Source organism: Lysinibacillus sp. G4S2, from assembly GCF_030348505.1.
Taxonomy (GTDB): domain Bacteria; phylum Bacillota; class Bacilli; order Bacillales_A; family Planococcaceae; genus Lysinibacillus.
The window spans coordinates 571,221-589,882 of record NZ_JAUCFJ010000002.1 but is presented as its reverse complement, the minus strand read 5'-3'; the positions used below and the strand labels follow the sequence as shown (position 1 = coordinate 589,882).

The following is an 18,662-nucleotide window of genomic DNA, read 5'->3' as shown; positions in this document are numbered from 1 at the left end:
TGTATTCACATTGAAGTTCGAATATTTTTCATGTAAAGAAAGTTTAATACCTACCAAAAAAAAGCGTTGCAATTAGAAAAAAATAATATGTTATTTTAATCCTCTTCATTCTCATCACCTAATTTCCCCACGTAATCAATCAAAGCATGAAGAAGTATTAGAGGTATAATGGAGTTCAATGCGACTGCAAGCATCCCGAACACAAAGCCAAAAATGGTTGTCCTAATGGCACCAGATAAATTTTGATATGTATGTGCAAGACCAAATATTATTGAGGTACACAATAGAACGAACCAAATTGACCATTCTGGAAATAATGTGTTAAATGCAAATATAAGCAATCCGCGGTAAATAATTTCTTCTGTGACCCCTGCTGTCCATGCCACTTGATTCCAAATGGCTTTGTCTTTCTTTGTAACAGGTAGTAACTCAGTAAACGCTATTTGCTTCATTTGTTTTTGCTTCATTATTTTCATCTTATTTTTAACTTTATCACTTATAAAATATCCAATTGCGTAATATAAAAGCAAAACACTATATAATAGAGCTACCCCTATAACAATATATGTAACAATTGTTCCTAATTCTTTTGTGTTAATACTAGGCATTATTACACGTAGTTCTTCTAATGTAATTTCAGAATTTGCCACTACTATTAAAATAATAAGTGTTGGTATCCACAAACCTAGCATAACAATCTTATAATAGTGTATCCTGCTTGCTGGATCAGTCAGAACACGTATTTTAAATCTTTGATATAACCAATAACCTATAATTGGTTCATATAAAAGAGTAAACCCAATGAATCCCCATAATAGTATGTTCATTTTGTTTTATACTCCTTTAGCATGTTCTCTATTTTTTCAATTAACCATTCTTCTTCTTGTTTACTAAATGGTGACAAAAATAACATTCTATCCAACTGTATCTCCATTAGATTTGGTTCTGTTAGTAACCGATTAAATAGTTCAAGTGGTAGTTGAGAAAAAAATTCTTTGAGAATAGTATGTACTTCGGTATCCGTAAATTGGTTCTTATAAGCTATTTTCAATTGATTTATAATGTTTATTAAATGTGCATCATAACAAACGTTGTAACTATTTGATACTGTATAAATTTCATTTGGTAAATAACCTTTTAACCATCGCTGCTGAGATTCCATGTGTAAATTATTTTGAATTAATGCAACAAATACCTCTGGTTCGATTACCTGATTTGATTGGGCTAACGAAATTGTATATTCAAGTAGTTCAATATTCTTTTTAATGTCCACCAATTTATGAAGCAATTTCTCCTTTTGGTACTCTAAAGATTCTGTTATGTCCCATTGTGATTGTCTCATTAGCTGTTGAATATCTTTTAACGAAAATCCTAACGCTTTTAATCCTGTAATTTTTTGTAGTGTAATTATATCCTCATTTTCATAAAATCTACGTCCCGTTTTCGAAATGTAAGATGGCTTTAACAAATTCATTCATTTCATCATAATAGCGAAGAGTTCGGATCGAGACACCTGTCTTCCTCGAAAATTGACCAATCGGATACATCTATATTTCTCCTTTTCTTTTAATACATTCATTATAGTTTCTAACGTAACGGTAGAATCAATAGTGATTTTTGCTTTTATTTATAAAGAATTAAAGAGCTTATTATCAGTTAGTAAATGCAGTATAGCCTTCTTAAATTAGTTTGCCCGTTAGCGACACTAACATTGTTCTTTATTTTTAAACCAACTTTATTTAACGGCTTTATTGTTTGCGAACAGTTCGTTTTTTTATTTCTTGGAAGATATCTTGACAATATTCTGAAAATATTTTACAATTCTTTTCAATATAATGCTTAGAAAAAGATTAGTAGCAAGTAGCAGTATTTCTAGAGAGCTGATGGTTGGTGCAAATCAGTAGTACGTACTTGTGAATGGACTTTGGAGCAGCCTCATCAAATGTGAGGCCGAAGTTACTCCCCGTTACCGGAGTACGAAAGCGCGCAATTTTTGCGAATGAAGGTGGCACCACGGTTACTCGTCCTTTTTATAGAAGGATTGGAGTGACTTTTTTTATGGAAAAAATTAGATTAGAGGAGTCGAGAGCAGATGAATACATTAGCAGAGAAAAAAGGATATTTCGGTGAATTTGGCGGTAGCTTTGTTCCTGATGAGCTTCAAAATGTTTTAACTATTTTAGATGAAAACTTCCAAAAATATAAAGACGATGAAGACTTTAATAAAGAGCTAGAGTATTATTTCCGTGAATATGTTGGGCGCAAATCTCCACTTTATTTTGCTGAAAATTTAACAAAACAATTAGGTGGCGCGAAAATTTATTTAAAGCGTGAAGATCTTAACCATACAGGTTCACATAAAATTAATAACGTTCTCGGACAGATTTTATTAGCAAAGCGTATGGGTGCTAATCGTGTTATTGCCGAAACAGGTGCAGGTCAGCATGGTGTAGCAACAGCAACTGCTTGTGCAATGTTCGGGATGGATTGCACAATTTATATGGGCTTAGAAGATACAAAACGTCAAGCACTAAACGTGTTCCGTATGGAGCTTCTTGGTGCAAAGGTAGTAGCCGTTGATAAAGGTCAAGGACGACTAAAAGATGCAGTGGATGAAGCATTTGCTGATTTAGTAGAAAACTATGAAACGACTTTCTATTTACTAGGCTCTGCAGTTGGACCTCACCCATTCCCTTCAATGGTGAAGCATTTCCAATCCGTCATTAGCCGTGAAAGTCGCGAACAAATTTTAGAAAAAGAAGGAAAACTACCAGCAGCAGTACTTGCTTGTGTCGGTGGCGGTAGTAATGCGATTGGGGCTTTTGCAAAATATATTGCAGATGAAAATGTACGCCTCATCGGTATTGAACCAGATAAGGCTGCAACATTAAACGAAGGAACACCGGGTGAATTACACGGCTTCAAATGTTTAGTACTGCAAGATGCTGAGGGCAATCCACTACCAACTTATTCGATTGCCGCTGGACTAGATTATCCTGGTGCTGGTCCGGAGCATAGCTATTTAAAAACAATTGGTCGTGGAGAATATGTAACGGTAACAAATGAAGAAGTGCTTGAAGCATTCCAAGTGCTTTCAAAAGTTGAAGGCATTATCCCTGCACTTGAAAGCTCGCACGCAGTTGCTCATGCATTAAAGCTTGCGCCAACGTTATCTCCTGGTGACAGTATTATTATCAATATCTCTGGCCGTGGAGACAAAGACGTAGAACAAGTTTTTCAAATGTTAAATAAATAACAAAATGAAAGAGCGACTTCCCTTTATGGAAATCGCTCTTTTGACTATACTAATGAACTTAATTTCGGATAAATTTCTGCCACATTATCTCGAAGCTTAGCTTTCAGGAATTTCCCAACCGATGTTTTAGGAATTTCCTCTAAAAATACAACATCATCCGGCACCCACCATTTTGCAAATTGATTTTCTAAAAATGCAAGAAGCTCTGCGTCGGTTGCTGACTTTCCTTCCTTCAATACAACGCAGGCTAGCGGACGTTCTTGCCATTTGGCATGAGGAATTGCGATAACTGCTGCTTCCAAAACAGCATCATGCGTCATTAACGCATTTTCTAAATCAACTGAGGATATCCACTCCCCACCTGATTTAATTAAATCCTTTGTACGATCTGATATTTTAATAAAGCCATCCTCTGATCGCACCGCAATGTCCCCTGTATATAACCAGCCATCTCGATAGGCATCAGCTGTTCGTTCATCACGATAGTACTCGTGTGAAATCCATGGACCTCGTAAACGTAATTCACCCATGGTCTCTCCATCCCACGGCACTTCTCCATTGTCATTAATAATACTAGATTCAATCCCAGCCATCGTCATTCCTTGCATTGCTCGCGATTCGATTTTCTTTTCAATTGGCCAGTCATCCATCCAAGACATATAATTCGATAACGCTACAATCGGTGTTGTTTCAGTCATCCCATATACAACAATATATGGAATGCCATATTGCTCTTCAAATGTACGAATAAGTCGAGTAGGTGAAGAAGAGCCACCACAACAAATGGCACGCAGCGAACTTATATCTCGTTCACGCTTCTCTTGTTCTTGTAACGCTCCAATCCAAATTGTCGGCACTCCAGCTGTTAATGTAATTTTCTCCTGCTCCACTAAATCTAAAATTATTGCCGATGTAAATTGTGGACCTGGCAGTACCTGTGTCGCACCTACATTGACACTTGCAAACGGTAGACCCCATGCATTTGCATGAAACATCGGTACAATTGGCATCACAACATCACGCTCGGAAATGCCCATTGAATCAGACATATTCAGCATCATACTGTGTAACACTAGACCTCGATGTGAATAAACAACACCCTTCGGATTTCCTGTTGTAGCACTTGTATAGCACATTCCAGCAGGCTCCTCTTCCTCTAAATCCTCTGGGAATTGATAGTTTTCATCCGCTGCTGCCAATAAATCCTCATATGATAATGCATTAGGTAATGTCGTTTCTGGTAAAGTATCCTCATCCGTCATAATAATATAATGTTTTACGGTCTTAAGCTCAGGCGCAATGTTTTCAATGATTGGTAGCAAATCAACATCGATTATTAAAATCTCATCTTCTGCATGATTAATAATATAAGTTAAATGCTCTTCAGATAAACGAATATTCACCATGTGCAAAACAGCTCCAGAACATGGTACCGCAAAATAGGCCTCTAAGTGGCGATGCTGATTCCAGGCAAAGGAGCCAATCTTTGATCCCCTTTTCATCCCCAGCTTTGTTAGCGCATCTGCTAAACGACGTGTCCTTTTCGCCCACTCTCCATATGTTAAACGGTGAATCTTCTGTGGGCTCGTTCGTGAAACAATAGTCTTTCTAGCAAAATAATTTTCTGCTCGATTAAAAAAGCTTGTTAATACTAACGGCGTCTGCATCATAAAAAACCATCCATCCCTTCGTCTTGTGAACTGCCTCTCCATTACCCTTGTGAAATATCAATAGAAATATATTCGAATACTATTAATATTCTGAATATGATTATATTTGAAAATCATAAATTACGCTATATATTCCAATAATTTTCTTTTTATTGTCAACATTTTCTAAAATAGCTCCTCGCCAATAAGTTGAGGATGACATTTATTAAAACGTCACCATGTATATAAGTTGATTGGAGTGAAGGCTGGGCGACTCCTCGGGGATCAGCAATAGAGGAACGAAGGCTAAAAGCATCACATCCTGTGATAACGCCTTCGTGACCAACATCCTGTTGGCCCGAGACCCTGGAGCGAACACGAAATTTCAACTTCATTCTTTGGCTGTTATGTCAACTCCAATTGTATATTAACTGTATAAATTTTTTTTACAAATTGGTTGATAAATCGTTGAATTTCTCTTTTATAGAGTGTTAGCTAACAAAAACTAAAAACTAAAGGGGGAATTTATTATGGCAACAGATTTACGAAATAGAATTGTGTACAAAAATCAAACGGTTGATTACGACACGCTTATACAAATGAAATTTGCTCAACTTGCAGGGCTTGAGAAATTAAAAGCTAAGGACAGTGATGTTGATTCAATTGGTAAAGCAATTGCAGGGTTTACATTAACCGTTCTGGCTCTTGTTTTCTTTACAAAAGTAGGTGTATCTTCAGGGATTTCAAGTCTTGTTCTTTCTATGGCATCATTAGGTTCAGCCAGTGTTATTAGCAATACACAAAATGGTTATAATCGACTTTCAACTGCTGGTGATTATATGTATCGATTCGGTGCAAGTAAAGTAACGATGGAAGTTGCTTATTTAGAGTATTATGATGCAGCAAATCAAACAGTTATTGCAGTTATTCAAGACGTATTAGCTAAATCTTACACGATGCCTGATGGTTCAGTAATTAAGCCATAAAAAAAGCACCTACTATTTTAGTAGGTGTTTTCTTTATTTTACAGCTTCTTTAAAAATGTTTAAAAAGTTGTTATCGTCCTCGAAAACATAGTTTTTCGTATTGTGGTTTACATAAACTACGCCATCGTCTATATTTAGCCAAAATGAACTCACTGAATCAACAGTGAAGCTTACATAATATTGATATTTAAAGGTAGCTCCATTGTACTCTTTAAATGTTGCATTTTTAAAACTATTTATAAGCTCTTGCTCTATTTCTTTTGAAATTAAAATGTCTGAAGCTGTTGGTAATGGATTTTCCCTTTTGGGCGTCTGGTCCGTTGTTCTAATTGCTACGGATGTATTTTCTGAACTTAATTTCCCATTTTCAAAACCTAATATTTCATTTGAAGAATAATCCCTATATTCATCATACAAGTCTTTCCCTTTTATTAAACCAACAAGGCAAACTATGACGATCAAAATGGTGTAAAAAATTTTCTTTACGTTCAAATACACACCCCCATCTTTTTTTATTTATTATAGATTATACATTGTAACAAATTGGGATTTAAAATGAAATTTTTTCAAATTGGTTGATAAAATCGTGTTGAATTGTTCTTTATATAGTATAGAACCTTTGAACAACACAAATCCATTAAATAAGTAGATATTTTAACAGGCTGGATGTAAAAGTGACTGAAAATGTTACTATTGTAAATCCATTTTTCAGTCCGAAATAGAACATAAGTTTCTATTCCGAACTAATATAGTGAGGTGTATTTATGGACAAATTAGTAGAAAATTTCTTAGAAAAACACGAAAACAAAAGATTACTGAAAGAATATTTAACATGCCCAACTGATTTTAAAAGAGAGCATTTGCAAACAGAGTTTAATGAGTTTTTTCTACAAATAAAACTGTTATCTTATTTTTCCAAAAGCCTACATTTTTTAGCTCAAAACATTGATAAGAAGAATCGAGATAGAAATAAAAAAGCGTCTCTAACTTTGGTTGATTCAGATGACTATAAGAGCCTTCAAAATATTCCTGATGATAAAACTTTAGATTGTGAAATTCTTTTTGATGTAGAGTGTGTAGAAAATTATTTTGAAAATAAAATCCTCTATGAAGTTATCGCAAAATTAACCTTAAACCAAAAGAAAATTCTTTATTTGTTTTATATAAAAAGCAAGTCTGATAAGGACATAGCTCAAATATTGGGTGTGTCTGTACAATCTATCAATAAACAAAGAAATGGGGTTTTAACTAAAAAAGGAGAGTTTAAAGATGGATCTAAACGCTGTTGTTCAGATTATTGGTAATGTAGGCTTTCCTATTGCTATAACCATATACTTACTTCACACTTTCGGGGTAAAAATTGAGTCCCTTGATTCATCCATTTAAGACTTATCAAAAGCTATTGCAAGCATTATCAAAAATAGAGAGGGATGAAATGTGAATGGCAATCAAAATGAACGATGAAAAAATTTTAAAATTCTTAGAAATGATAAAGCCAAAAATAAAAAAAGAACTGTTGCAAGCGAATTTTCAAGATAGAGAAGACTTAGAACAGAAGTTGACTTTATTTATTGTAAAGTTCCTAAAAGAAAATGAATTTGAAGAAGTCGATTTTTTTGAATTGCTTAAACAAAGCAGCGCGAGTGAAGTGGCTCATCGGACGCCCCCAGGAAGCTTTGCTCAGTGCGAAAGCGTAGCGTCAGCAACAAATGTTTTATCTGTGCGAAAGCGTAGCGTCAGCAACAAATGTTTTCTGTAGCGAAAGCGTAGCGTCAGCGGCAAAGCGCCCAGCCGGAACGGAAATCAACCCACGTTATGCTTATGAGCCTAGTCAAAATAAAAAAGACGAAGAAATTAAATTCTTCGTCCGATTTTCAGGAGTATTTATTTATGAAATGGCCTTTTTTTGTAGTTTGATTTTTAATTTTTCTAGCATATCAACTGTCATTTTTGTTAAGTCATACTGTGCTTTAAAGCCCCATTCTTTCTGTGCCGCTTCTATATTTATAGAGTTTGGCCAACTATCTGCTATCGCCTGACGCACTGGATCCACATTATAATCCATATGGAAATGTGGCAAATGTTTTTTAATCTCCTTAGCAATTTCAGATGGCTCAAAGCTCATTGCAGTTATATTAAAGGCATTACGATGTATTAGTTTGCTACTATCTGCTTCCATTAAATCTACAATAGCCTGCAATGCATCTGGCATGTACATCATGTCCATGTACGTGCCTTCTTGAATATAAGATGTATACTTACCTTGCTCAATCGCCTCATAGAAGATCTCAACCGCATAGTCTGTCGTACCACCACCTGGAGGCGTTACGTATGAAATTAACCCTGGGAAGCGTACACCGCGAGTATCTACACCAAAACGATTGAAATAATAATCACATAATAGCTCGCCAGCTACTTTATTTACCCCATACATTGTTGTTGGGCGTTGTAATGTATCCTGTGGCGTATTATCCTTCGGTGTCGATGGACCGAACGCACCTATTGAGCTCGGCGTAAAAAATTGCAAGTTTAACTCACGCGAAACCTCAAGCGCATTCATTAAACCGCCCATATTTAAATTCCATGCCAGCAATGGATTTCTTTCTGCTGTTGCTGATAATAACGCCGCTAAATGCATCATTGTATCTGCACCAAAATCCTTCGCTAATTCATGCATTCTTTGTCCATCCGTCACGTCCAATACTTCAAATGGACCCTTAATATTTTCAAGCTTTCGAACATCTGTCGCTAATACATTGTCCTCTCCATAAATACCTCGAAGCTTTTCTACGAGTTCAGAACCGATTTGACCAAGTGCTCCTGTAACCATTATCTTTTTCATTTCTCCAAACCTCCACCTATGAACAATTGTACTTCTGGAAAGTACAATAATATATTAACAAACATTGATTTAATAACACTTTCGATGAATTTCATTATAAAGTGTTCACATTAAAAATACAACATTTATATTTTTAATTTTTGACAAACAGAACGTAAAATCCTTTATCATCAGTATATGAGCCCTACTAAATATTGTGCTGATAAAACAAATAAAATACATATGTACACCTAGAGTGTACATATGTCCATTTTCCACATAGCAACAATATTAATGGCTTCTCACCATAACGTGGGGTTGATCTCAGTTCCGCCTGGGCGCTTTGTTGCTGACGCTTCGCTTTCGCACAGATAAAACATTTGTTGTTGCTGTCGCTTCGCTTTCGCACAGATAAAACACTTGTTGCTGACGCTTCGCTTTCGCACAGATAAAACATTTGTTGTTGCTGTCGCTTCGCTTTCGCACAGATAAAACACTTGTTGCTGACGCTTCGCTTTCGCACAGATAAAACATTTGTTGCTGACGCTTCGCTTTCGCACAGATAAAACACTTGTTGCTGACGCTTCGCTTTCGCACAGATAAAACATTTGTTGTTGCTGACGCTTCGCTTTCGCACAGATAAAACACTTGTTGCTGACGCTTCGCTTTCGCACAGATAAAACACTTGTTGCTGACGCTTCGCTTTTGCACAGATAAAACACTTGTTGCTGACGCTTCGCTTTCATACAGAGCAAAGCTTCCTAGGGGGCGTCCATCCTCCACTCCAATCAACTTATATCAATTTAAATGTCATCCACAAATTTTGGTGATGAGCCATATTAACCTGTCAATTAAATGAATCTTAGCGCCTACTAGTACAAAAAAAGAACCTTTTTTGTATACATTTACAAAGAAAGGTCCTCCAATTATTCTTATTAAATTGAGAACCGCTTTACGGCTATTTGTAAAACTTTTGATACTTTACGTAACTCTTGAATATAATCATGGAATTGCTGCTGCGCGGTTAACTGATCGGCTGTTAAAGTAGCTACATGTTTAGTTGATGCTGCATTCGTATCAGAAAATGATGTTAACATTACCGCATCCTCACTAACCTTTTTCGTATGGTTTGCAATCTCTTGAACGGTTGCAGATACTTCCATTATATATGGCTTAATTGTATGTACTTTTTCTAAAATTTGATCAAAGCTTGTTGCCGTATCTCCTGTTACATGTACACCCTTTTCAGTTGCGGCTAACACGCCCTCCATCATTTGCACAGCATAATTAGAATCTAAATGAATGTTTTGTACAATGGACGTAATTGTTTGCGTTGACTGAACTGTCTGCTCCGCAAGCTTACGTACTTCATTGGCTACAACCGCAAATCCTTTGCCATGCTCCCCTGCTCTAGCAGCCTCAATAGATGCATTTAAGGCTAAGAGATTTGTTTGTGCCGTAATTTTTTCAATTACCTCGACCATTTGATCGATTGTAGCGGCTCTCTCTACAAGATTAAAAATGGCTGTATTTGATTTTTCAACCGCATGTTTAATTGCCTGTATTTGCGTTAAATTTGCCTGTACAATTTCCGTGCCACTTTCTGCATCACGTGCAGTTTTATGAGCAAAATTTTCAACAACCTGTACTTTTTCTAAAATTACTTGCACACCATCCAGCACTTCCTCTAGAGAAGCTGTATTGGAAGCTAATTTTGTTGAAGAAGCAGCTGTTGAATTTGAAATGGACTGCACATCCTTAGCAATCTTGACGGTTGTGTTAGACGACTGCTCCGAGGATTGTTGCAGCTTCCCAGACATTTCTTCAACCTCATGTGCACTATTTGTTACTGTATGAAGTAGTCTTTTCACCTCTGTTGCCATTTGATTGTAAGACAATATTACTTCGCCAAGCTCATCCTGCGCCACATAGCTGGCATTCGCTGTAAAATCCCCTTGCTCTGCACGCTTTAATAATGACTTCAATTGACGTGTTGGTATATTTACAGCTTTTGTTGCTATAAACCCTATAAATATCACTAACAGAACAACAAATAGACACACTCCTCCCAATAGCCAATAACCAAATTGCACATCTTTCTGGTATGCCTGTTGCTGTTCCTCAGATTTCTGGACCAAATAGCTTTGAGTTTCTTCTAATAATGTATGACTTTGCTGGCTTACAGGTAAATATGTCTGAACATAAAACTGTTGTCGTTCATTTTGTTCTAACTGCTTATAGCTATCGACTAGTTCTATCTGCTGTTCTAGTAATGCCTTGTATTTCTTCATCTGATGATCCATTTTTTTATCGACTTCTAGATTTTCCAAATGACCTAAAGGCTGCTCAACATTTTTTAAAACTGCTGTCATTTCTTGATAAGTCCCAGCTGAATCTACTATATAATCTAATTGACGTTGTGATTCCTCTAGTTCATTTAACCATCCGATTGGTACAAGTCCTTCTGTATAGCTTTCACTTGCATGCCATGACATTTTCCGTAAATAATCCACACTAAAAACACCTAGCAATATATTCGATAGTACACAAACCATCATTAGTACGAGCAGCTTGTCCTTCACCATTATGTATCGAAAAAAACGCATTATCTTCGGCCCCTTCTCCAACTCTTACCAATAATGATAGTATGAAGATATAAAGCCAGTGTTATGTTTTTGTAAAGATTACGCAAAGAATTGTGAGATTTATCCCATTCTCACTACTATAATAGGCGCATATATCCCTCGATGTAATGTGATTTTAGCCCTCATCAAATACCTACCGATGCTTTTCTTTTAAGGTAATTACTACTCATTTTTACAGCTATCCCAGTATCAATTCACAGCATAGTGGTTATTCCTAGCTTTTCTTATGCTATAAGACAATCAAAAAGCTGTCTCAAAAGTTTTACGACGACTTTAGAGACAGCTTTACTTTTAGATCTTATATTATGCCTGCACTTTATGAATACTATCAATTACAACTTCTACTATCGTATCAAGATCCTCTTGTGCAATATTAAGTGGTGGCGATAATGTTAATACATTATTAAAGCCTGCAACAGTTGCACCATTTTTACCAATGATGACACCTCGCTCTTTACATCTTGCAATAACAGCATTTACTTTATCTACTGGTAAAGGCTCCTTAGATGCTTTATCGGCAACTAGTTCTATACCAATTAATAAACCCTTACCTCGAACATCCCCTACATTCGGATGTTTACCTAATGCTTGCTGGAGTGCCTGCAGAGTAGTAGCTCCAACCTCACTAGATCTTTCAAACAATGCTTCTTGCTCAAGAATCTCAATATTTTTTAATGCCACCGCACAAGATACAGGTGAGCCACCAAATGTATTAACATGGCGGAAATAACCGTACGCATCAGATCCAGTGAATGCCTCATAAATTTCACGTTTCACCGCTGTCGCTGATAACGGTAAATAGGCACTTGTAATCCCTTTTGCCATTGTAATAATATCCGGCTTTACACCGTAGTTCATAAATCCAAATGGCTTACCTGTTCGACCAAAGCCACAAATTACTTCGTCTACAATCATCAGAGCTCCATGTTTTTTACACACTTCCTCAATGCCCTTTAAATAGTTTTCCGGAGGCATAATGACGCCCCCACCTGTAATAATAGGCTCTAAAATCATAGCGGCTATTGTTTCGCTTAGCTCCCACGTCATCGTCTTATCTACAGCCTTTACGCTCGCTAACTCTGTTGGAGCAAGTGTATCACTTTCGTGTTCTCGATATTGATCAGGTGGTGCTACATGGATAAAGCCAGGAGATAATGGTTCATATTTATATTTTCGTTCCGCTTGCCCTGTCGCAGCCAATGCTCCAAAAGAACTTCCGTGATACGCACGGTAGCGAGAAACAATTTTATAACGGGAGCTTTCTCCTTTTTGCTGATGATACTGGCGCACCATTTTAAACGCTGTCTCGTTAGCTTCTGACCCACTATTAGAGAAGAAAATAACATAGTCTCCACCAAGCATTTCATTGATTTTTTCAGCCAGTTCAACTGCTGGTAAATGTCCTTGCGATAAAGGCGCATAGGCGTTTTTCAGCATCTGCTCATGTGCAACATCTGCTAATTCCTTGCGTCCATAGCCTACATTTACACACCATAATCCTGCCATAGCATCGATGTATTCAACCCCGTCTGTATCAACGATTCTCGCACCATTTGATTTTTCTACTACATATGTCGCTTGTGGGTTGTAAGGTTTCATTGAATGCCATACATATTGTTCATCTTTCTTTAAAATATCATTGTTAAGATTTACTTGAACCACATCTATACACCCCTTTATGATTTTTTCATTTAGTCACATCGTTATTGCTTGGGAATGCAAAGGAACTTGTCGTATCCTCCGTTTCATCCGGCCAGCGTTCAGAAATCGTTTTCGCTTTCGTAAAGAATCGTGCTTGATCCGGCCCAAACATATGTCCTTCGCCAAACTTTGAACGCTTCCAACCACCAAAGTTGTGATAGCCAACTGGAATTGGAATCGGAACATTCACGCCTACCATACCTACTTCAATTTCTTCCTGGAATTTACGTGCTGCCGAACCGCTCCTTGTAAACATCGTGACACCATTCCCGAGTTCATGGTCATTAATTAAATCAATAGCTTCTTGTAAGGTTTCAACGCCTACAACAATACGCGCAGGGCCAAAAACTTCCTCTTTAAAAATGGTCATATTTGGCGTTACATTATTTAACAATGTCGGACCAAGATAAAAGCCTTTTGATGTTTCACATATTTTCGGATTTCGACCGTCCGTTACAAGATTGGCCCCTTCCGCAATAGCACCTTCGATATATCGAAGAATGGTATCTTTCGATTGCTGTGTAATAACTGGGCCAAAGTCTACCTCGTCATCTGTATATGGACCAACCTTTAAGTTCAAGACTTTCTCCTTTAATATCTCTGTAAAACTTTGTTCAGTATCTTTCCCAACGACGATCGCTCCTGAAATAGCCATACAACGCTGGGACGCCGCTCCAAATGCTGCACCTAAAAAGGCATTAGCTGTTTGCTCTAGGTTTGCATCTGGCATGACAATCATAAAGTTTTTCCCGCCACCAAATGCAGCGACACGCTTATTGTGCTTCGTCCCCGTTTGGTAAATATACTCCGCAACAGGTGTGGATCCAACAAATGAAATTGCTTGTATCTCTTTATTTTCTAGCAGTTCATTTACCGCCTCTTTATCACCATTAACGACAGTCCAAATTCCATCTGGCAGCCCCGCCTCTTTCCATAATTTACTTAAATATAATGCTGAGATTGGCACCCGCTCAGACGGCTTTAAAATAACTGCATTTCCTACCGCAACCGCCATACTTGTAATCGCAAGTGGGACCATGACAGGGAAATTAAATGGGGCAATCGTCGCAACAACTCCAAGTGGGGCTTTTGCAGAGAAGGCATTAATATTGCCGCCTACATTCACCGAGTATTCCCCCTTCAGCATTTGCGGGGCACTTATGGCCATATCTACGGATTCAATGCCACGTACAATTTCGCCTTTTGCATCTTCCTTCGTCTTCCCACTTTCCTCACAGATGACTTCAATGAGCTCATCCTGTCTTTCTACTAATAGCTGACGGAAACGATGTAAAACCTCGATCCGTTTGCCAATCGATGCCTTTTTCCATGCAGGGAATGCTGCCTTTGCTAGCTGGATAGCCTGCTTCACTTCATCTCTTGTCGCTAATGGAACTTGTGCAATAACCTCTCCTGTTGTTGGATTAAAAACTTCTGCGTAACGACCACTAGTACCGGCTGTTTCAACACCATTAATAAAATGTGATAATGTTTTCACTTTTTGCTGAACTGTCATAATTTCCCCACTCCTCGTTTATTGTTATTCAAAATCCAATTCTTCCTTTTGAAAAATAGAACTTGCTTCATCTACTGGGTTAGGTGACTTTTTCTTTTGTGTAACTACATAGAAAATCATCACTATCGCCACTACAATACATGTAAATAAAATTTGTGAACGCATTGATTCAATAAAGAACATGGCGATTAGTAATGCCGTTGTAGCCAATATTGTGAAATACGGGAATAACTACATTTTCACTTTTAATAACTAGGGATTTTCTTTCTCAATTTTCCGGCGCATTCTTAATTGTGAAAATGCAATGATTAAGTAAAGAATTAACGTGATTGCACTACATGAACTAAGTAAAAACATAAACACTTTATCTGGTGAAACATAGTTCATAATAACGGCAATATACGAGAAGAATGTCGCTGTTAATATGGCATTAACAGGTGCACCGTTTTTGTTTAAAAAAATCGATTGAATTACCGCTTACAAAAATTTTACATGTTCTACAGAATCGAAGTAATAGACAAACTGTAAAATTCTATCCTTTTGTTTTAAACATAATGTAAAATAGACTCAATATTCCTAAAATATAATATTTTTGTTTATTTTAGCGAAAATCACACATTAATAAGAAAACTAACTATAAGTCCATGTTAAAAGGAAGGTGGATAAAATGAGTCAATTTAAGCTTCAAGTGAAGGATGTACTAGAAAATACATACTTTCAAAGTGCTGAGGTCGTAGCTGGTGAGGATGGTTTATTACGAATTGTAAAATGGGCTCACGTCATGGAAATTATCCAAGTAGATAATTTTCTAGCTGGTGAGGAATTAGTTTTAACAACAGGGATCAGTCTTCAGCATAGCATAGAGGATTTTATATTTTTTGTAGAATCCCTAATCGAAAAAAATTGCGCGGCATTGTGCATTGAATACGGGAATTCCATACAAACTATCCCAGAAGTAATCGTATCTCTTGCCAACCGTCATAGCTTCCCTATCATCGTTTTTCATGACACAGTTCCTTTTGTCCGTATTACACAAGATTTACATAGCCAAATTATGAATCAACAATATTTAATGATTTCCACTTTAGAATCCTATTCTCAAACGTTAAATAAAAATGCTCTTTTAGGACAAACTACGGAAGATATTTTACACAATATGTATAATGAATTAAAAACACAAATCATCTTTTCAATTAAAGGTCGAGAGCCTATCTTCTTTCCAAATATGTCGCACAATAAGCGTCAACAACTATTAAAGATGAAAAAATCAGCACCAGTATTTAAAAATGAACCCATCTTTATTTTGGATCAACATTATGCAGATTTATCTCTCTTTAGGGAAGATGGTCGATTCTCAGAATTCGAATTACTGATTTTAGATCGAACAGCTACTGCGTTAGCACAGCTATTAATGCGGGAATTTTATATTGAGGAGAAAAGGGATATCGAGGATGCCTCTATTTTAGCGGATTGGATAGATCAAAAACTATCGAAAGAAGAAATTTATAAATTTATCGTAACACATCATTCTAACTATAACCTTTCTAGCGGAGCTGTTTTTATGTTAGCTTCTCCTAATGCAGTCACTAAAGTTCAAGAAGATATTATCTATAGTAAGCTCTACTATCGAAACCTTTTTGAGCAAAACGGCTTTATCCCATTTTTATTTGAAAGAAAAAGCTATGTCATTTTTATTTTGCTCCATACGAAGGATAGTAAAGCGAGTCGCGAATTATTAAATACGTTAGTGTCTTCTCTCCAAAAAACCGACTTTTATAAAAAACAAATGGGCCAAGGTTATCAAATAGCAATCGGCAAAGTCGTTACAGACGTAGAAGAAATTCCAAAGAGCTACCAAACTGCACTCGAAACATTATATATTTGCAGCAAAGTACAAACAACATCTTATTTTTACGATGACTTACATTTGTATCACTTAATCTATAAATTACAGATGCAAGTAAATTTACAGGAAGTCATTCAAGATTATTTGCAGCCTGTTATTGACTACGATAGAAAATATAACAGCAAGCTACTCGAAACACTGCAGGTATACTTACAAACAAATGGCTCCAAACAACAAACAGCCAATCAATTGTTCATCGTTCGCCAAACACTCTATCATCGTTTAAAAAAGCTTGAGAGTCTCTTAGGGGAAAACTTCATGAAGGGACATAATCGGATTACACTTGAATTCATGTTGCTCGCTAATTCTTTAATTGAGGAAAAATCTTAGTTTTCGAGTTTAGCGGCGATGTTCATCGGTTTAGCGGCGGTGTTCACCGGTTTAGCGGCGGTGTTCACCGATTTAGCGGCGGTATTCATCGGTTTAGCGGCGGTATTCACCGGTTTAGCGGCGATGCTCACCGGTTTAGCGGCGTTGTTCACCGGTTTAGCGGCGATGTTCATCGGTTTAGCGGCGATGCTCACCGGTTTAGCGGCGTTGTTCACCGGTTTAGCGGCGTTGTTCATCGGTTTAGCGGCGATATTCATCGATTTAGCGACGTTGTTCACCGGTTTAGCGGCGGTATTCATCGATTTAGCGGCGGTATTCATCGATTTAGCGGCGGTATTCATCGATTTAGCGGCGGTATTCATCGATTTAGCGGCGGTATTCATCGATTTAGCGGCGGTATTCATCGATTTAGCGGCGGTATTCATCGATTTAGCGGCGGTATTCATCGATTTAGCGGCGGTATTCATCGATTTAGCGGCGGTATTCATCGATTTAGCGGCGGTATTCATCGATTTAGCGGCGGTATTCATCGATTTAGCGGCGGTATTCATCGATTTAGCGGCGGTATTCATCGATTTAGCGGCGGTATTCATCGATTTAGCGGCGGTATTCATCGATTTAGCGGCGGTATTCATCAATTTAGCGGCGGTATTCATCGATTTAGCGGCGGTATTCATCGATTTAGCGGCGGTATTCATCGATTTAGCGGCGGTATTCATCGATTTAGCGGCGGTATTCATCGATTTAGCGGCGGTATTCATCGATTTAGCGGCGGTATTCATCGATTTAGCGGTGGTATTCATCGATTTAGCGGCGGTATTCATCGATTTAGCGGTGGTATTCATCGATTTAGCGGCGGTATTCATCGATTTAGCGGCGGTATTCATCGATTTAGCGGCGGTATTCATCGATTTAGCGGCGTTGTTTACCTTTTTATCAGCGATGTTTACAGTTAGCACGCTCAAGATCGCTTTGCTCCTTGAGCGTGCCCCCATGCTAATTTTTAGCAACTACTCCACTATATAATCCAGGTCTGCGGTCGTCGTAAACAGGGATTCTGCCTCGTACTTCATCGACAATCGAAAAGTCCACGTCGATTACAGCTACTTCTTCGTCCTCTGCGCCAACCCACAGCACTTCACCCCATGGCTGGATAATCATTGATTGACCATTGAAGTTTTCTACCTTTTTCGATATACGATTAACAGCGATGACGAAACATTGATTTTCAATGGCACGTGCTTGTAGCAATGTTTTCCAATGATCGATACGTGGTGTCGGCCATTGTGCTGGCACGAATAATACCTTGGCACCCTCTAAGGCGTGAGCGCGTAGCCATTCTGGGAAGCGAATATCATAGCAAATCACTCCCGCAGCCTCGATGTCTCCAAGTGCAAAACGATTCATTTCATCCCCAGCTTCTAAATATAAATGCTCGTCCATTAAACGGAAAAGATGTGCCTTGCTATATTCGCCTACTAGCTCTCCACATTTATCAAACGTATACATCGTATTGTAAAATTTATCGCCTTTCTTCGTTGAAACAGAGCCACCAACAATATGTACGCCAAGCTCTTTCGCTAAGTTTGATAAAAATGCTTTTGAACGTTCTCCATCCACATCTGCAAGCTCTGTTAATTTTTCAAGTGCGTAACCTGTATTCCACATTTCTGGTAGTACAATAATTTCTGCACCTTGGTTTGCAGCTTCACGAATCTTTTCCTCCGCGCGAGCAAAATTTTCTTCTACTTTGCCAAAGCCTACATTTAATTGGATACAACCAATTTTCATTTCTATTCCTCCTCTTGTTTGTGCTTTTCTGTATTGCATTATACTACAATAAAAAACCTAT

Annotated in this window: 21 protein-coding genes and 1 other annotated feature; of the genes, 7 read left to right on the top strand and 14 right to left on the bottom strand. The window is 37.6% G+C overall.

The features are described from left to right. Positions 1-95 precede the first annotated feature (95 nt). Genes QUF91_RS03210 through QUF91_RS28040 form a run of 3 tightly spaced genes read right to left on the bottom strand, consistent with a single transcriptional unit; the run spans position 96 to position 1,547 of the window. A complete protein-coding gene (locus QUF91_RS03210) occupies positions 96-827 on the bottom strand; it encodes a CPBP family intramembrane glutamic endopeptidase (protein ID WP_289416832.1) in 732 nt (243 codons plus the stop codon). Next, positions 824-1,474 carry a MerR family transcriptional regulator gene (locus QUF91_RS03205; protein ID WP_289416831.1) on the bottom strand — a complete coding sequence of 217 codons (651 nt, stop codon included), beginning with the start codon at positions 1,472-1,474 and terminating at the stop codon, positions 824-826. Before QUF91_RS03205 ends, QUF91_RS03210 begins: the two co-directional genes overlap by 4 nt. Beyond that, positions 1,431-1,547 carry a MerR family DNA-binding transcriptional regulator gene (locus QUF91_RS28040; protein WP_353957835.1) on the bottom strand — a complete coding sequence of 39 codons (117 nt, stop codon included), beginning with the start codon at positions 1,545-1,547 and terminating at the stop codon, positions 1,431-1,433. The genes QUF91_RS03205 and QUF91_RS28040 overlap by 44 nt, the downstream gene beginning before the upstream one ends. A gap of 284 nt (positions 1,548-1,831) precedes the next feature. After that, positions 1,832-2,032: a binding site (T-box leader), on the top strand. 60 nt (positions 2,033-2,092) lie between these two features. On the opposite strand from QUF91_RS28040, the gene trpB reads away from it, so the two are divergent. Beyond that, a complete protein-coding gene (gene trpB, locus QUF91_RS03200; RefSeq protein WP_289416830.1) occupies positions 2,093-3,256 on the top strand; it encodes a tryptophan synthase subunit beta in 1,164 nt (387 codons plus the stop codon). Positions 3,257-3,300: 44 nt separating this feature from the next. On the opposite strand, the gene QUF91_RS03195 is transcribed toward trpB, so the two are convergent. Next, positions 3,301-4,926, bottom strand: a complete 1,626-nt coding sequence (locus QUF91_RS03195) for a long-chain fatty acid--CoA ligase (RefSeq protein ID WP_285398421.1) — start codon at positions 4,924-4,926, stop codon at positions 3,301-3,303. Positions 4,927-5,435: 509 nt separating this feature from the next. Here QUF91_RS03195 and QUF91_RS03190 point away from each other — a divergent pair. Next, positions 5,436-5,891, top strand: coding sequence for a hypothetical protein (locus QUF91_RS03190; protein ID WP_289416829.1), 456 nt, complete (start codon positions 5,436-5,438; stop codon positions 5,889-5,891). Positions 5,892-5,924: 33 nt separating this feature from the next. Here the strand turns inward: QUF91_RS03190 and QUF91_RS03185 are convergent, their stop codons facing one another. After that, positions 5,925-6,383 carry a hypothetical protein gene (locus QUF91_RS03185; RefSeq protein WP_289416828.1) on the bottom strand — a complete coding sequence of 153 codons (459 nt, stop codon included), beginning with the start codon at positions 6,381-6,383 and terminating at the stop codon, positions 5,925-5,927. Between the two features lie 272 nt (positions 6,384-6,655). Here QUF91_RS03185 and QUF91_RS03180 point away from each other — a divergent pair, with 272 nt between their 5' ends. The 3 genes from QUF91_RS03180 to QUF91_RS03170 are packed head-to-tail and all read left to right on the top strand — an operon-like array spanning position 6,656 to position 7,650. Beyond that, a complete protein-coding gene (locus QUF91_RS03180) occupies positions 6,656-7,195 on the top strand; it encodes a sigma factor-like helix-turn-helix DNA-binding protein (protein WP_285398424.1) in 540 nt (179 codons plus the stop codon). Continuing rightward, the gene (locus tag QUF91_RS03175) at positions 7,161-7,277 is read left to right on the top strand and encodes a YvrJ family protein (RefSeq protein ID WP_285398425.1); all 117 of its coding nucleotides are present in this window, start codon (positions 7,161-7,163) and stop codon (positions 7,275-7,277) included. Before QUF91_RS03180 ends, QUF91_RS03175 begins: the two co-directional genes overlap by 35 nt. A gap of 55 nt (positions 7,278-7,332) precedes the next feature. Beyond that, entirely contained in the window at positions 7,333-7,650 is a 318-nt protein-coding gene (locus tag QUF91_RS03170; protein WP_289416827.1) for a hypothetical protein, read from the top strand. 129 nt (positions 7,651-7,779) lie between these two features. Here QUF91_RS03170 and QUF91_RS03165 read toward each other — a convergent pair whose 3' ends face one another. The 7 genes from QUF91_RS03165 to QUF91_RS03135 form a co-directional block, all read right to left on the bottom strand. Further along, positions 7,780-8,733 (bottom strand): L-threonine 3-dehydrogenase, encoded by a 954-nt coding sequence (locus tag QUF91_RS03165; RefSeq protein ID WP_289416826.1) that lies wholly within the window; start codon positions 8,731-8,733, stop codon positions 7,780-7,782. Between the two features lie 281 nt (positions 8,734-9,014). Further along, the gene (locus tag QUF91_RS03160) at positions 9,015-9,458 is read right to left on the bottom strand and encodes a hypothetical protein (protein WP_289416825.1); all 444 of its coding nucleotides are present in this window, start codon (positions 9,456-9,458) and stop codon (positions 9,015-9,017) included. 189 nt (positions 9,459-9,647) lie between these two features. Next, entirely contained in the window at positions 9,648-11,318 is a 1,671-nt protein-coding gene (locus QUF91_RS03155) for a methyl-accepting chemotaxis protein (protein WP_289416824.1), read from the bottom strand. A gap of 342 nt (positions 11,319-11,660) precedes the next feature. Further along, a complete protein-coding gene (locus QUF91_RS03150) occupies positions 11,661-13,019 on the bottom strand; it encodes an aspartate aminotransferase family protein (protein WP_289416823.1) in 1,359 nt (452 codons plus the stop codon). 25 nt (positions 13,020-13,044) lie between these two features. Continuing rightward, positions 13,045-14,574, bottom strand: a complete 1,530-nt coding sequence (locus tag QUF91_RS03145; protein WP_289416822.1) for a CoA-acylating methylmalonate-semialdehyde dehydrogenase — start codon at positions 14,572-14,574, stop codon at positions 13,045-13,047. Between the two features lie 24 nt (positions 14,575-14,598). Continuing rightward, positions 14,599-14,784: a hypothetical protein gene (locus QUF91_RS03140; RefSeq protein WP_285399174.1), complete on the bottom strand. Its 186-nt coding sequence runs from the start codon at positions 14,782-14,784 to the stop codon at positions 14,599-14,601. 42 nt (positions 14,785-14,826) lie between these two features. Continuing rightward, positions 14,827-15,036, bottom strand: coding sequence for a hypothetical protein (locus QUF91_RS03135; RefSeq protein WP_289420019.1), 210 nt, complete (start codon positions 15,034-15,036; stop codon positions 14,827-14,829). A 205-nt stretch (positions 15,037-15,241) separates the two neighbouring features. On the opposite strand from QUF91_RS03135, the gene QUF91_RS03130 reads away from it, so the two are divergent. After that, a complete protein-coding gene (locus QUF91_RS03130) occupies positions 15,242-16,810 on the top strand; it encodes a PucR family transcriptional regulator (protein ID WP_289416821.1) in 1,569 nt (522 codons plus the stop codon). Here QUF91_RS03130 and QUF91_RS03125 read toward each other — a convergent pair. Then, a complete protein-coding gene (locus QUF91_RS03125; protein ID WP_289416820.1) occupies positions 16,807-17,067 on the bottom strand; it encodes a ribosomal eL19 family protein in 261 nt (86 codons plus the stop codon). The two genes, QUF91_RS03130 and QUF91_RS03125, sit on opposite strands and share 4 nt — an antisense overlap. Here QUF91_RS03125 and QUF91_RS03120 point away from each other — a divergent pair. Further along, positions 17,039-17,836 carry a hypothetical protein gene (locus tag QUF91_RS03120; protein WP_289416819.1) on the top strand — a complete coding sequence of 266 codons (798 nt, stop codon included), beginning with the start codon at positions 17,039-17,041 and terminating at the stop codon, positions 17,834-17,836. The two genes, QUF91_RS03125 and QUF91_RS03120, sit on opposite strands and share 29 nt — an antisense overlap. On the opposite strand, the gene QUF91_RS03115 is transcribed toward QUF91_RS03120, so the two are convergent. Then, positions 17,807-18,601: a carbon-nitrogen family hydrolase gene (locus QUF91_RS03115; RefSeq protein ID WP_285398292.1), complete on the bottom strand. Its 795-nt coding sequence runs from the start codon at positions 18,599-18,601 to the stop codon at positions 17,807-17,809. The two genes, QUF91_RS03120 and QUF91_RS03115, sit on opposite strands and share 30 nt — an antisense overlap. Between the last annotated feature and the right edge of the window lie 61 nt (positions 18,602-18,662).

Excerpts from the sequence above, each read along its gene's own strand:
- QUF91_RS03125 (WP_289416820.1), bottom strand. The coding sequence starts at position 17,067 with ATGAATATCGCCGCTAAACCGATGAACAACGCCGCTAAACCGGTGAAC.
- QUF91_RS03210 (WP_289416832.1), bottom strand. The coding sequence starts at position 827 with ATGAACATACTATTATGGGGATTCATTGGGTTTACTCTTTTATATGAA.
- QUF91_RS03190 (WP_289416829.1), top strand. The coding sequence starts at position 5,436 with ATGGCAACAGATTTACGAAATAGAATTGTGTACAAAAATCAAACGGTT.
- QUF91_RS03175 (WP_285398425.1), top strand. The coding sequence starts at position 7,161 with ATGGATCTAAACGCTGTTGTTCAGATTATTGGTAATGTAGGCTTTCCT.
- QUF91_RS03115 (WP_285398292.1), bottom strand. The coding sequence starts at position 18,601 with ATGAAAATTGGTTGTATCCAATTAAATGTAGGCTTTGGCAAAGTAGAA.
- QUF91_RS03180 (WP_285398424.1), top strand. The coding sequence starts at position 6,656 with ATGGACAAATTAGTAGAAAATTTCTTAGAAAAACACGAAAACAAAAGA.
- QUF91_RS03160 (WP_289416825.1), bottom strand. The coding sequence starts at position 9,458 with ATGAAAGCGAAGCGTCAGCAACAAGTGTTTTATCTGTGCAAAAGCGAA.
- QUF91_RS03155 (WP_289416824.1), bottom strand. The coding sequence starts at position 11,318 with ATGCGTTTTTTTCGATACATAATGGTGAAGGACAAGCTGCTCGTACTA.
- QUF91_RS03205 (WP_289416831.1), bottom strand. The coding sequence starts at position 1,474 with ATGAATTTGTTAAAGCCATCTTACATTTCGAAAACGGGACGTAGATTT.
- QUF91_RS03130 (WP_289416821.1), top strand. The coding sequence starts at position 15,242 with ATGAGTCAATTTAAGCTTCAAGTGAAGGATGTACTAGAAAATACATAC.
- QUF91_RS03195 (WP_285398421.1), bottom strand. The coding sequence starts at position 4,926 with ATGATGCAGACGCCGTTAGTATTAACAAGCTTTTTTAATCGAGCAGAA.
- QUF91_RS03170 (WP_289416827.1), top strand. The coding sequence starts at position 7,333 with ATGGCAATCAAAATGAACGATGAAAAAATTTTAAAATTCTTAGAAATG.
- QUF91_RS28040 (WP_353957835.1), bottom strand. The coding sequence starts at position 1,547 with ATGTATCCGATTGGTCAATTTTCGAGGAAGACAGGTGTCTCGATCCGA.
- QUF91_RS03145 (WP_289416822.1), bottom strand. The coding sequence starts at position 14,574 with ATGACAGTTCAGCAAAAAGTGAAAACATTATCACATTTTATTAATGGT.
- QUF91_RS03165 (WP_289416826.1), bottom strand. The coding sequence starts at position 8,733 with ATGAAAAAGATAATGGTTACAGGAGCACTTGGTCAAATCGGTTCTGAA.
- trpB (WP_289416830.1), top strand. The coding sequence starts at position 2,093 with ATGAATACATTAGCAGAGAAAAAAGGATATTTCGGTGAATTTGGCGGT.